Genomic DNA, 14,214 nt, shown 5'->3' on the forward strand with positions numbered 1-14,214 from the left:
TATTATAAAAAAAACCATATCGCTCATGCGGAGGTGAACTTGACTGGAGCATTTTTATGACTTGGTTCAATTGGCATTCTCGATTGCTCTCATCTCTTCCGTAGTGTTACTTCCATTCACCTATTTTTCTTCACAAAAGATACACTGGGGGCATGAAATTGCTGCAGCCGGTTCAACTTGGTTTGTGGCTGTCAGACTGTCACAACCCAGCAGCATTCTGCGGTGGATCGTACGTATCGCCAGACGAAGAGAAGCACCTGATGAAGACGACAATAGTCCTTCCCCACATTGATATTCCATACTTTCAAATAGGGAGGACAACGATGAAAAAGATTTTGTTGCTCCAAAAATGGGCCAAGTCCATTCTCGTCATGTTGATTGGAGTTATTCCGATCATTGTGCTCAGCGGGTGTTCGACAGCATCCCAATCAAACTCGATTAATGCCGACTCATCAGGGATATTTAACCACTTTTTTATTTATCCATTTTCGATCTTGATCAAATTCTTCGCGAATGCATTTCACGGAAACTACGGATTATCGATCGTGCTGATGACTTTCATCATCAGACTTGCGATCATGCCACTCATGATGAATCAAACCAAGAAACAAATGGACATGAAAAAAAAGATGGCCGTCCTCCAACCGGAGTTAACTGCACTTAAGGAAAAGTATAAGAACGACGTCAGTGCGGATGCAAAAAAACAACAGCAAGCCGAGATGATGCAGCTCTACCAGAAGCATCAATTTAATCCCTTAAACATGGGGTGTTTACCGATGCTTCTCCAATGGCCAATCACCCTAGCATTTTACTACGCCATACGTCGTACCCCAGAGATTGCAGCTCACGATTTTTTGTGGTTTAGCTTGGGGAAAACAGATATGATTTTGCCGTTTATTGCCGCTGCGGTGTATTACCTTCAGTTCCGCGTGTCTCAATCCGTTTCAGCGCAGTATCAGCAAAATCAAAATAACCAAATGGCTTTCATCGGTTTGTTATCACCGATCATGATGGGTGTATTTTCTTTTGGGATGCCCGCCGCGTTACCATTATATTGGGCTGTTGGCGGTATATTCATTATCGTGCAAACGATCATACTCAATAAAATGTACATGAAGCCAAAGTCAGCAATTAAAAACCTACCTACTGGTGCAGATGATTTATAAAATTGAACCAGTCATAAAATAATACTAAGTACAGAGCATCTGAGGCATAACCTCAGATGCTCTGTTATTTTTGTTGGTGGCTCGTTAACGGGGAAACTGAGGCTATGCGACAAACCGAAATGAAAAGGACAACTTTTTACCGACGAGTCATAGAGGGCAGGCGAGTCAGGAAGCGCAAGAGCAGAGACTGAAGGGTTGAAGGCAAGGCATTAATTTATTTGGCATTATCGCCTTAAGCTAACGGGCAGGTTAGTTTAATAAACGATCTCCTAAAAAAGTCGTGGTAAACTATTCAAAGCAAGGTACTTGAGGGAGGATAAAACTCACAATGGACGACTCTTTAGTTAAACAAGCAGCACGAATTGCAGGCAATTTTCTTCAGGAAAAAGTTAAAATTTCTTATCAGATCAAAGGTAAAGGCATCACAAATCAGGTATGCGTAGTTGAAACAGAGCTTCATAAAGTGGTTGTCCGTATGAACGGAAAAGATGAATATCCTAGCTTTATCAAAGAGAAATGGTGTATCGAGCGAGCAGCTGAAGGCGTTCCTGGACCTGAGGTGTTGTCCATTGGCATAGTTGATGAGACAGTATATATGATTCAAGCCTTTATTGAGGGAGTCAACGGGGTAGACAGTACTGTACCAAAGTCTATTATTTGGAGAAGACTGGGCGAATATGCCAAGCTTATTCATTCTATTCAAGTGAAAGGATACGGGGAAAATCTGATTGATCCTGTCCATGGGGAGTTTCAGTCACCGCCTCATGCTGGATCAGACGGTACTTGGCAAGGGTATGTACAGCATAATATAAATAGTTTAACTGAGCATGATCCCTTGATTGAACTTGGAGTAATCAATCAGGTGGAATCGCAGAGAATAAAACAACGGTTTGAGGATATAAAGAGTGAACCGTTCCGTTTCGGATTAAACCATGGAGATATCTCATTAAAGAATACGATTGTCAATCAGGGAAACCAAGTGATCTTGCTGGATTGGAATGCAAAAGTAAGCGTGGTGCCCCATGCAACTGTTGCTCAATTGATGCATTACCAAATCCTAGGGCTGGATGAAAGCCCAAATGCTGAAGAATTCGAGGCGTTTATAGATGGATACGGAATAAGTGGAGAAGACCTTTCTGGCATAAGGAATTATCTGTTATTACGGGCTTTTGATAACCTTAGGTGGGCTATTGATCAAAGGCCGGATCTGGTCAGACCCTATGCTGCTTTCGCGAAACAAGTAGTAGATATTACTATGGATTAGCAGATGCGATGGCATTATAACTCATTTAAACCAAGAGTGGAGAACGGGTAGGTTAACGGAACGAACAGAAGTTGCCCGCTAGAGGGGCAATATATGCCAATTCGCTTTAAAAAGTTAAATCAGCTATTCATTATAGTAGCATTATTTATCTTCTTCGCAGGGTGTTCAGAAAAGTCATTTATGCAAGAGAACACAGCGAAAGATGAAGTCTTAAAAATAACAAAGTCACAGCAGTTGCAAGAACTTTCCTTTGAAGATGGGATAAGTCGAGCAATTATCATTTTCGAAGACGATGCTGCTGACTTTCTTATTTATGCGAAGGGGTTAGATTCCAATGTAAAATATAGAATTTCTTTAATAGGAGATAATGGAGCCTCCCTTGGAGTGATGTTTGGTCCAATTGAGAATGTTAAATTAAGGGTGGGATCTCTGGAAGATGAGGTAATGTTTAAGCCGAATTCAGAAGGTGAATTATTCGTGTCAATGCGTAACCCAATTCGAATTTTAACAGCAGCTAAAAAAGAATTGTATTTTAAGATTGAGTCTGAAAATAAAAAAGTAAATATGAAAACCTCTTCATTTCTAGCTAATAAATAAGAGTTAGTGAACAGATTCCTAATCATCAACAGCGCATTACGCTAACGGGTACGATAGCACAATAAAGATTTTGAAGGCAGCCGATTACTTGGAATCGGCTGCCTTTTCTAAACGGGCAGTAAAGTGTGGCATTATCCAGAGGGTAACTTCGATTAAAATCAAATTATCCATTGTATCTTTCCTGGGTAACAGATTATGCTAATAGATAAAAATGCGTGGAAAATGAGGGGTGGGTATGCCATATTATTCACTCTAGTCTGATACATGATGTATAACAAATACAGACAAGAGGAGAATCAACATGCAATCCGAATTATCTATGATGCGATTAGAAACAGAGCGTCTAATCATTCGCCCTTACATCGAAAGTGATTTGATGGAAGCGTTTGAGCTGATGCAAAACCCAGAGTTGTTCACTTATATGCATATGGGAGTTTTATCGTTCGAAGAATATAAAGGACTATTCAAGTGGCTGATCGACAGTTACAATACGTCCTTTAACATGCCATTTAAATACTCCTTTGCGATTCGAACCAAAGCAACAGACGCTTTCATCGGCTGGTGTGGTGTGGGCGTACTTGATTTAAGTGCTCCTGATAAAGAACTGTATTATTTGATTGGCCGAGACTATTGGGGGAATGGTTATGCAACTGAAGCAGCCTCCGCGTTGACAGCCTATGCCTTTAATGTTATTGGATTAGACAAATTGTTCGCTAAGGCCAATTCACAGAACACTGCATCAATAGGAGTCTTTAGGAAACTAGGCTTTGTATTTGAACGCGAACTTATGGGTTTGACAGGTGATTACGAGGAATGTAACGGTGAGTTATTGCATGTTCTCACAAAGGAACGATTTCGCAAACAGGCAGAAATATGATTGGAGTAATGTCCATCCTGTAAGGGACGGATTTTTTATAAACTTGCATTGAGAACGGATCATTCCACTACATAAGACGGCTCAATGAAATCATTTGAAGGCAGCCTGGTGAATAAGTCGTTATGTGAAAAGCATGCAACGATAAAATCTAATTATGAGGAAGAACATTTATGAAGGCTAATAAACCCCTAAAGAGAAAATCCTTCGGTTTTATCGTACAAACTGATCAGATGGGAAGAAAAAAATTATTAGTTTACTCGAATGAGCCAGGTGTACAGTTTAGGTTACCTGGTGGAAATATTGAGCCTGGAGAAACGGCTGAAGAGGCTTTATATAGAGAGATGTTGGAAGAGTCTGGGCTGACTTATTTACTGATGACGAAGAAACTTGGAGTTCAATATTATTACAAAGCATTTATAGATTCAAATGTGGAACGACATGATTTTCTTGTAGTACCAGATAGAAAACCTCCAGAAAAGTGGGAATATATTGGCACAGGAGATGGAGGGGATCAAGGGAGCAAATTTAAATACCAGTGGATTACTAAAGATGAAATTCATTTAGTAGATGAAGAATTTAGAAGAGATATTATAAAGAGCTACTTAGAAGAGCTATTCAGCTAACTCGAAAGAAGCATGCCTAGCACATAAGGGGCGACAGCAATTTCTCAGAGCGTTTCATAACATGTGGAGGGAGTATCCTGGGTCAATGGACCCTATGGGATAATCCCTCCGTTAGGGACTACGCTCTTGCTCCGCCGTCCACCGGCAGAACGACGCCTGTCACGTAAGAAGCGCGATCGCTCAATAACCAGGCAGCCGCTTGCGCGATCTCATGAGGATCGGCAGGACGCCTAAGAGGCGTCACAGAGTTGCTTTTTTCGATTATATCTGGAACTTGTGCAACTAACCCCTCGATCATCTCGGTCATGGTGGTGCCAGGTGCAATAGCGTTTACGCGGATACCCGAAGGCCCGTATTCAATGGCAGCCGTCTCGGTCAGACTATTAACAGCCCGTTTGGCGGCTCCGTAGACAGACAACCCCGGATTACCTCTGAAACTGCCGACGCTGCTGTTATTGACAATGGCACCGGTACCTGCAGTATCGATCATTGCCTTGATTTCCGCTTTCATTGCCACCCAGATTCCTTTGTAATTTACAGCTTGAAGAAGGTCGAAATCCTCTTCTGTGACCTCTGTTAAGGGCGAAAGGGGAGCCCCAATTCCAGCATTATTGAATGCTATATCCAGGCGACCGTGACGCTCAACGGTCGTTTGAATCGCCCGTTCGATGCTGGCGGAATCGGCTAGATCGGCTACAATGTAATCGGCTTTACCGCCTTTCGCGATAATTTCCTCAACTTCAGAGCGTAGAGCTGCTTCTGTTCTTGCGACGAGAGTAACCGCCGCTCCTTCTTCGGCGAAGAGTTTGGCTGCCGCTGCTCCGATGCCGCGGCTGGCTCCTGTAACCAGAGCTACTTTATCAATAAGCATTCCCTGAGAATTGTAATTTTTGTGCTGTGTTATTGATTGCATGGCCTGTCTCCTTTAAAGTCGGTAATGGTTTGAAACGTTTCAAACTGAGTTGAAGCGATTTCTATGATTGAGTATAATTTTCTAATACACTTTTAACGAGAGGTTGCTTAATCATAGGTTTCCGAGTAATAGGTTAGGAGGGATTGAGATGAACGATCGCGAGCGCCGTTCGGCTCTTGGTGATTTTTTGCGTAAACAGAGGTCAAGCCTTTCTCCAGAGGATGTGGGTTTGCCGACTGGGTCGCGCCGCCGGACAGCCGGATTGCGCAGGGAAGAGGTCGCACAGCTGTCGAATATCGGCACATCCTGGTATATGTGGCTGGAGCAGGGACGTGATGTCCGTCCGTCAGTACAAGTGTTGGAAAGTCTAGCTGCGGCACTAAAGCTTAATCCCAATGAACGACGCCATCTTTTTTTTCTTGCAGGAGAATCACTTCCTCCTTACTTGTCTCCTCATAAAGAAAGTATCGGGTCAGCATTTCAAAGGATGCTGGATGACCTTACTCCGAATCCTGTATATATTCTGGGAAGACGCTGGGATTTTGTGGCCTGGAATGATGCTGCAAATGAGATTTTCTCCATTTCCTCGGCAGCACCGCCTCATGAATTCAATTTAATCTGGCGGTTTTTCACGGACCCGGTATGGAAGGGGCGCTTCAAAAATTTCGATCAAAAGGCTACGGGAATGATTGCGGAATTCCACACGGCATCAGCCCGCTACGTTGAAGATTCGTCGTTTGCCGAATTAATAGAAGATCTTAAACGAATAAGTCCTGAATTTGACCGGCTATGGCTGCAGCATGAAACGCCCGGCTCTCTTGAAGGATTTAAAGAAGTGGAGCATCCCTACATGGGGCACCTTGAGTTTGATCATATTACCCTGCAAATCCCCAATGATCCTGATATGAGAGTGATGATTTACATGCCTCTACCAGCAACAAGATCAAAGCTAGAAAAATATTTGGCAAAGGGATCACCTGCAAAAGAAAGTAAGGGATAACATCATTATCCTAAAAGGGGGGCTTTCGAAGTGGGAGTTTTATAAAGTCGGAGGACAAGAACGTAACACGCATAAGAAGTCGCGGGATCCGCGGCTTTTTTTGTTTTAACGATGCAAGTTCTTGCCCTCAGCTAGGGACATGAACTTGCATCGTAAGCCTGGACAAGAATGGTTAACCGATGAATTATCAATTACGAGGTTGGCGCTGAAAATGTTACTACAAATCAGTGCCTGCGGCCATAATCTCCCCTCTTATTCCTCGAAATCGGTACTCATCGTTGTTTCTTTCCAATTTTCAATGTCGTTAAGCATGTCACCCAATTTTGCGGTTGCTACCGCATATGCGTCTTTACCCAGCAATAAACGCAATGGCGGATTAGGGAGCTCGGCAACTTGAATGACCGCTTCCGCCAGCTTGGCCGGATTTCCCAGCTCCTGGCCGCTTGGCCTGTTGATCCTTGGTCCCACCGTTTCCATATACGCCGTTATCGCGGTTTGCGTGCGGTTTGCAGATCGTCCGGCCCAATCGGTTCGGAACGCCCCAGGCTCAATAAGCGTAACATGGATTCCGAGCGGCGCTACTTCCTTTGCAAGGCTTTCGGAAATGCCTTCGACCGCGAATTTCGTTGCATTATAATAGCCAACGGACGGGAATGCCGCCAGGCCTCCGACGGATGAAAAATTAATGATGTGGCCGGAGTTTTGACTTCTGAAATGAGGCAGGACCTCTTGAGTTACCGCCATCAATCCCCAGAAGTTGATCTCGAACATTCTCCGCGCTTCTTCTTCAACGCTTTCTTCAACCGTGCTGAAATAGCCGATGCCGGCATTGTTGACCAGGACATCTATTGTGCCGAATTTCTCCAAAGCCTTCTGCACGGTAGCCCGGACTTGAGCTTTGTCCGTCACGTCCAGTTGAAGTATCAAAACATGCTCCTGATGCTCTGCAGCCAAATCCTCGATTTGAGCCGGATTTCTAGCGGTGGCAACGACGTTATATCCTGTAGAAATGGCCTTTTTGGCGATTTCTCGGCCAAATCCGGTGGAACAGCCTGTAATGAACCAAGTCTTTTGTTGCGATTGATTTTGGGTCATTTCACTCCTACTTTCTTATCCGATTTGATCTCTTCGTGAGTCGCCATTACTTTTCTCATTTTATTGGATCAGCAGCTTGTTCGGGTAGCCTAATACTCGTTCGTTATTGCCTAATCCTACAAAGGTAGATAAAATATTGCGGAACACAAAAATGGTGTTGGATATGGTTTTAAATGTGAGAATATAGAGGTGAAAAAATGGAGATTCGTATATTGGATTTACAAGATGCTGAAATATATCGTGAGTTGAGGTTAAAGTCTCTGAAGGAAAATCCTGAGGCATTTTTGACTACGTAAGAAATTGAAAAAGATAAACCAATTGAGCAACTACGACGTAATCTCAATTATAACTTTAGCAAATATGAAATCGCTTTTTATGCGAATCGATGCATGGCTCAATTGTGAGCAACAGATTCGCAGATGGTGTGGTAATACCCCAAATAAGACATACGGCTAACAATAAATACAATAATAATGGCTAGACTGGGGCAAGTGCTCCAGTCTTTTTTTGTTGCACTCATGGGCATGTAACCCAAAAGCGCGATCCGGCTGCCTTTCAGGAAGAAGCAGTGACATTTTTGCAAAGTAAACAAGTACAAATTTAATGAAAATAGTTTAAGATAGGGGTGAAAAAATATTTTGCAATTGAATTATATTTATGAAATTTTATTAGGAGGGTTGTCATGGTGAACCGTTTCTGGCAAACGTATCGCACTGTGCTGTTTTGTCGGTTATTCGCCAACTACTTCGCACTGATTCTTACCCCAGTCATCGTAGCCGCCGTACTGACCAATTTTTTTGTCGTCCGGTTGATTGAGCATGATGCGGAAAGGTTGAACAATACCATCATGCAGCATTTCTCGGAGCAAACCGATGACACATTCGTCACTCTCGAACGTGATATGGTGAACATGCTGTCAACTGCAAGCCTCAAGAACTTTCCCGGAACGTCCGGTGATCCGGCCGACCTCACTCAGCGCTATGAATGGATTCACTCGCTCATGCAACAAATGAATAAACTGGATTCGGAAGATCTGGTGTACAAATCGTTCTTGTACTTTGCGAGCGAAGATCTTGTCATCGACGGCAATACATACAACAACAAAGACGAGTATTTCCGGGAACAGTATCTGATTAAAGATACGGATATGCCATCCTACTTTGCCAATTTTGCTGGCAAGAAATCGATGGTTTTTACAAAACCGCATACCGTATTTGAAAGGCCGCCATTTACTCGGGACATCGTCTCAGCCCATTCGAACACCGCCATGCTGATGAGCTATCCTTTCAACAATAGCAATCCAGAAGTCTATTTGGTCGTGAATCTTGATCTAGATAAGCTTCGCGAGCGATTGGGCATTCAGGAGAAGTGGGTAACGGATACGATGCTGGTCAACTCGTCCGGCTCCGTCCTGATCTCTAACGGATCGTCCGAGCTACAGCCTGATTCATTTGCAGCGATGATCCGTATGAATCCGGAACAGACTTTATTTTTAAACGAGAATAGGAAAGCGCTATCATTTACCAAATCCCGGTTCAACGATACTTGGTATTACGTAAGCATGATCGATCTGCCCACCCTAATGAAGCCGGCAAGCACGATCCGCACGATGACGTTCGTACTGCTTGGCATGTTTATCATCGTAGGCGGCTTGGTTTCTTATTATTTGAGCCGGAGGTTGTACAACCCGATTCGCGAAATTAAAACGGGGCTGGAATCGCAGCATCCGCATGTGGACGACGCACCCGGCTCCCACAGCGGCAACGAGTTCGATACAATAAAACGGTTTTCGCATTTGCTAATCTCTAAGAACAAAGAGCTGACACAGACCGTAAACGGCATGTTCCCGATCGTTCAGGAGCAATTTATTGTTCGAGTGTTGTTTGGTGAATACCGCGACAGCTTGTCCATCGAATATTACGCGAAAGAAATTGCCTTCCCGTACAAGCCGGTATCAGCCGCAACCGTCCTCTGCATTGATATCCAATACTATTCGCCACTCGCAGAACAGCTGTCTGAAACGTCCAAATCATTTATGCTGGCCGAGTTGAAGGAGAAAATTCGCAAGCTGTCCCCGGCAATGATTTGGGTATGTCAAACACGTTCCGAACAATTGTCCTGTGTGTTGCATCACGAGGAGAATCGGCTTTGCGACCCCAAGGAAACGGCGAATGTTATAAAGCTTCTCCTGGAGCATCCTTATTACAAAGCTTCCATTGGAATTGGGGAAACAGTCCATTCCGTCGCCGCCCTCCATGAGTCTTACAACCATGCGCTTTCGCTGCTTCATTATAAGAGCTTGCACCCTGGTGCCGAGATTTGCAGCGAACAAAGGGTGTGGAAGGAGCGATCGTCGGGAGACAGTTTCTTGTCTTCTCAAGAAGTGAACCGGATCTTCAATAGGTACAAAGCTGGCGATTGCACAAGCTTGCTTCAGTCCGTGTTCGACTTGCTGGACGCAGGAATGCGAAGTAATGCGAACGCAGATCAGATGAAGAACTTGGGCACCGATGTGCTGAATACTTGGGCCAGGGCCATCGAAAGTGAGCAAAACGATTTTGACATCTCGGTCTATTCCGAGTTGTTTGCCTCCATCAACCGCTGTGTAACCTGGGAAGAAATGAGGCAAACATTTCGGGAAATTCACGGCGTACTGTTCCGGACGACCGAAGCGCCAGATCGGAAACAACAGTTTGCCGAAATTTTGGACTATATTCGAACCCATTATAACGAAGAACTCTCCATTGAGCATTTCGCGGAGCAAATGAACATGTCCGCCGGGCATTTCAGCCGCATGTTCAAGGAAGAGGTGGGTGAGAAGTATGTGGAATACATCGCCAAGTACAGGATTTCCAAAGCGAAGCAATTTTTGCTCGAAACAGATATGAAGATCGACGATATTGCCGGACAAATTGGCTATTGGGGAAGGAATTCATTCATCCGTAATTTTCGCCGTTACGAAGGAATTACCCCGGCTAAATATCGCACGATCCATCAATCATGAGTCTTCTTTTTTTCGAAGTCTCATTTTTTTCACCTGCTTATCATGCGAGTGGCGTTGTCATGCGGTTTGTAAAAATGGAGACATCCCGAAAACATGGTGCTTTACCCGCGGCGTGCCACCACCTATAGTCAGAGCAAAGATTCGGTTGGCGTTCAAACGCCTGCCAAAGGAGGTGAAACCGTTGTCATTGGATCGAAGCGACGCCGCGAACGCACAAATACCAGCCCGATATCAAAGTGGAAAGGGCACTTCTCTCCGATTCAAGCTGAAGAAATACAAAACGTTATATTTGCTGATGCTGCCCGGCATTCTGTATTACATCCTCTTCAAGTACGCGCCGATGTACGGGGTGATCATCGCGTTTCAGAATTTCTCGATCGGCCGTGGTATCATGGGCAGCAAGTTTGTCGGCCTGCAGCATTTTATTGATTTTTTCCTCAACACGCCGGATGCCTGGAAGCTGGTCCGGAATACGGTCATGCTCAATGTATACGACCTGATATTTCGTTTTCCGGCACCAATCATCCTTGCCTTGCTGTTCCATGAAATCCGAAGCCGGAAGTTCAAATGGTTCGTGCAGAGCGTCAGCTACATGCCTCACTTTTTATCAACCGTCGTGATCGCCGGCATTATGGTTACCTTTTTGTCGCAGCAGACCGGAATCGTCAATCATATACTCGACTGGCTCGGCTTCGGGCGAATTATGTTTCTCGGCGAGCCAGGTTGGTTCCGTACGATCTACGTAGGCTCGGAAATTTGGCAGACGATCGGCTGGGGCACCATCTTGTATTTGGCGGCTATTGCCGGCGTCGATCCGACCTTGTATGAGGCTGCTAAAATCGATGGCGCCAATCGCTTTCAACAAATGCGTCATGTGACCTTTATCGGTATGATTCCTGTTATGATCGTCCTGTTTGTCCTGACGCTTAGCCACTTTATGGAAACCGGCTTCCAAAAAATTATTTTGCTGTACAATCCGATGACCTATGAAACCGCGGATGTCCTCAACACATACATTTATCGCCGCGGCATCCTATCCGCCGACTTCAGCTTCGCTACGGCTGTCGGTTTGTTCCAGTCGGTGATCGGATTCGTGCTAGTCGTCTCAGCGAACCGTGTCGTCAAGAAATTTTCGGACACAAGTCTCTGGTGAAGGAGGCCGAGAAATGAAAATCAAGGAAAGCTTCGGCTCGAAGTTATTTGACGCTGTAAATATCTTCCTCATGTCCATTCTCATTATCGTCATGGTCTATCCACTCGTATATGTGTTTTCCGCTTCCATCAGTGATAACGCCATGGTCATGAGCGGGCGGGTCGTTCTCTGGCCCAAAGCGATCAACTTCATTGCTTATCAACGGCTCCTCGGCAATCCGGATCTATGGATCAGCTATTGGAACACGATTCGCTATACCGCCGTTCAAACTTTCTTATCGCTCGCCGTTACATCTGCCATGGCTTATCCGCTTGCCAAAAAAGGGCTCCCTGGCCGTCCGCTGATCCTGTTCCTGGCGGCCTTCACGCTGATGTTCGGAGGAGGGATGATCCCGACCTTCCTTGTTGTACAGAAACTGGGACTGCTTGATACGATGTGGGCGATCGTACTGCCGTCGCTAGTCAGCACTTGGTATCTGTTCATCATGCGCACCTTTTTCGAGGGATTGCCGGAAGAGCTTGAAGATGCCGCCACCATTGATGGCTGTGGCACGATGCAGGTGTTCCTAAAGATTGTACTTCCGCTCTCGCTTCCGGTACTCGTCTCCATCGGACTGTTCACGGCCGTCAATCAATGGAACTCGTTCTTCGATGCGCTGATCTATTTGAATGATCGGAGCATGTACCCCTTGCAAATCATGCTGCGCAACATTATTATCGCCGGCTCGAATGTGCAGGGCGAAGGCAACACGGACTATATAGAGACGCTGAAATACGCCATGATCACAATCGCTACAGTGCCGATTTTATGCGTGTATCCGTTCATTCAAAAATATTTCGTACAAGGCACCATGATCGGCGGAATCAAAGGGTAGATGCAGATTCCACCGGAACTTATTCCTATATATCCGATGTCAATATAAGGAGGGTATAAACAAGTGAGTAAAAGAATGATGGCCATCATCCTTTCTGCCGTTATGCTGAGCGTTCTTACCGCAGGCTGCAGTGGAAAAGGCGGGAAGCAAGAAGGGGCAAATGGAGGAGGGACAGACTCGCAAAAGCCAATTTCGTTCTCTTGGCTAGTTTACGATCGCCCGGAAGGAAAGGTAAAGAATGATTGGGAGATTTTCAAGGAAATCGAAGCGAAAACGGGCGTCAAAGTGGATTGGCAGGTCGTCAGCCAAGAAGGCCTGACGGAGAAGCGGCAGATTATGATCGCTACCAACACGGTCACTGATTTTAGTCAGCCGACAAATCAAGAGGCTAGGGAGAACGGGCCGGAGAACGTGTTCCTGAATTTGAACGATTATTTGGATATCGCGCCCAATCTCAAAAAGTTCTATGAAACCTATCCCGAAGCGAAAGCGGTGGCAACTGGAGCGGATGGCGGCATCTACGACGTTCCTGTACTCGAAGGTGACCCTGCTGGGAAAGGCTTCAATTATATTTGGATGGCGCGCAAAGATTTGATGGATAAATACAACTTGAAAGCCCCGACAAATATTAATGAATTTTATCAATTCCTGAAAGACTTGAAGGCTAAAGAGCCGGACAGCTACCCGCTCAGCTTCAATACTCCGGTCACGGCGGATACCGGAATGTATACCGTATTCGGAAAGATTTTCACAGGTATTACAGGCTTTTACAATCAAAGTCCGACGGAAGATAAGTACGAGTTCGCGCCGTACAATAGCGGATATAAAGATGCACTTGTATTTATGAATAAGCTGTATACGGAACAGCTGCTCGACCCCGAATTTTATTTGTTGACTCCGGATCAGTGGGAAGAACGGTTCTTAAAAGGGAAGTCGTCCGTAACCTACTACTGGAAGGCGGAAGTGAACCCGACGATCGACAAAGCGAAGCAAGCCGGCACGCCGGATTACGATCTGGATGCGCTTCCCGAGTTTGCCGCAGACGGCGTAAAGAACTACCAGTTTTCCCGTCCGGTCGTAGGATCGGTGGGGCGGGCCATTTCGGCGAAAGTCAAAGATAAGGAAAGAGCCGTCAAATTTCTTGATTATCTAGTGAGTGAAGAGGGCACCAATTATTTGTCGCTCGGTATTGAAGGCAAATCGTATACCCTTGAGGACGGGAAGCCGGTCTACATGAAAGAGTTCGGAGCTAGCCCCTATGTGCCGCTGCGCCGCGATTTCGGCGTATGGTACGACAACATTTCGCTGAACAACGCATTGGCACGTCAAACGTGGGAGAGAGGTCTCGACGACAAAAGCAAAGCGATCAACAGCAGCTACGAAAAGTTCATCATTCCCGCGCCTAAGGCGCTCGTGAAGACGACGGAAGAGCTCGATCTGGAAAAATCAAAGCTGACCCCGCTCACCAAGTTTCTGGAGCAGAAAATTACCGAATTCGTCACAGGCAAGACACCGATTACCGACGCGAACTACCAGCAGTTCTTGGATCAATTGAAGAAACTCGGCTCCGATGAACTGTTGGATATGTACAATACCGCATATCAGCGCACGTATGGTTCTAAGTAAGCGGTAAGATTCAAGTCAAAGG

Annotated in this window: 12 protein-coding genes; 10 read left to right on the forward strand and 2 right to left on the reverse strand. The window is 45.3% G+C overall.

What is annotated here, in order from left to right:
* Positions 1-323: 323 nt before the first annotated feature.
* From yidC to IAE55_RS11770, 5 genes are all read left to right on the forward strand, one after another.
* Positions 324-1,166, forward strand: a complete 843-nt coding sequence (gene yidC / locus IAE55_RS11750) for a membrane protein insertase YidC (protein ID WP_200632251.1) — start codon at positions 324-326, stop codon at positions 1,164-1,166.
* A 328-nt stretch (positions 1,167-1,494) separates the two neighbouring features.
* Positions 1,495-2,430 carry a phosphotransferase gene (locus tag IAE55_RS11755; protein WP_200632252.1) on the forward strand — a complete coding sequence of 312 codons (936 nt, stop codon included), beginning with the start codon at positions 1,495-1,497 and terminating at the stop codon, positions 2,428-2,430.
* Between the two features lie 93 nt (positions 2,431-2,523).
* On the forward strand, positions 2,524-3,027 hold the full coding sequence (locus IAE55_RS11760) for a hypothetical protein (RefSeq protein ID WP_200632253.1): 504 nt from the start codon (positions 2,524-2,526) through the stop codon (positions 3,025-3,027).
* Between the two features lie 301 nt (positions 3,028-3,328).
* Complete coding sequence (locus IAE55_RS11765; protein WP_200632254.1) at positions 3,329-3,904, forward strand: GNAT family N-acetyltransferase; 576 nt, start codon at positions 3,329-3,331, stop codon at positions 3,902-3,904.
* Positions 3,905-4,074: 170 nt separating this feature from the next.
* Positions 4,075-4,527, forward strand: coding sequence for an NUDIX domain-containing protein (locus tag IAE55_RS11770; RefSeq protein WP_200632255.1), 453 nt, complete (start codon positions 4,075-4,077; stop codon positions 4,525-4,527).
* 118 nt (positions 4,528-4,645) lie between these two features.
* On the opposite strand, the gene IAE55_RS11775 is transcribed toward IAE55_RS11770, so the two are convergent.
* Positions 4,646-5,440, reverse strand: coding sequence for an SDR family NAD(P)-dependent oxidoreductase (locus IAE55_RS11775; protein ID WP_234489490.1), 795 nt, complete (start codon positions 5,438-5,440; stop codon positions 4,646-4,648).
* 148 nt (positions 5,441-5,588) lie between these two features.
* Between IAE55_RS11775 and IAE55_RS11780 the strand changes: the two genes are divergently transcribed.
* Entirely contained in the window at positions 5,589-6,440 is an 852-nt protein-coding gene (locus tag IAE55_RS11780) for a helix-turn-helix transcriptional regulator (RefSeq protein ID WP_200632256.1), read from the forward strand.
* Positions 6,441-6,692: 252 nt separating this feature from the next.
* On the opposite strand, the gene IAE55_RS11785 is transcribed toward IAE55_RS11780, so the two are convergent.
* Complete coding sequence (locus tag IAE55_RS11785; protein ID WP_200632270.1) at positions 6,693-7,535, reverse strand: oxidoreductase; 843 nt, start codon at positions 7,533-7,535, stop codon at positions 6,693-6,695.
* A 682-nt stretch (positions 7,536-8,217) separates the two neighbouring features.
* On the opposite strand from IAE55_RS11785, the gene IAE55_RS11790 reads away from it, so the two are divergent.
* The 4 genes from IAE55_RS11790 (at position 8,218) to IAE55_RS11805 (ending at position 14,192) form a co-directional block, all read left to right on the forward strand.
* The gene (locus IAE55_RS11790; RefSeq protein ID WP_200632272.1) at positions 8,218-10,539 is read left to right on the forward strand and encodes a helix-turn-helix domain-containing protein; all 2,322 of its coding nucleotides are present in this window, start codon (positions 8,218-8,220) and stop codon (positions 10,537-10,539) included.
* A gap of 295 nt (positions 10,540-10,834) precedes the next feature.
* Positions 10,835-11,692, forward strand: coding sequence for an ABC transporter permease (locus IAE55_RS11795; RefSeq protein WP_084204339.1), 858 nt, complete (start codon positions 10,835-10,837; stop codon positions 11,690-11,692).
* Between the two features lie 13 nt (positions 11,693-11,705).
* Complete coding sequence (locus IAE55_RS11800; protein ID WP_200632274.1) at positions 11,706-12,566, forward strand: carbohydrate ABC transporter permease; 861 nt, start codon at positions 11,706-11,708, stop codon at positions 12,564-12,566.
* A 63-nt stretch (positions 12,567-12,629) separates the two neighbouring features.
* Positions 12,630-14,192 carry an extracellular solute-binding protein gene (locus IAE55_RS11805; RefSeq protein WP_325168629.1) on the forward strand — a complete coding sequence of 521 codons (1,563 nt, stop codon included), beginning with the start codon at positions 12,630-12,632 and terminating at the stop codon, positions 14,190-14,192.
* Positions 14,193-14,214: the final 22 nt, after the last annotated feature.

This window comes from Paenibacillus sp. S28, assembly GCF_016624415.1.
Lineage (GTDB): Bacteria > Bacillota > Bacilli > Paenibacillales > Paenibacillaceae > Paenibacillus_AQ > Paenibacillus_AQ favisporus.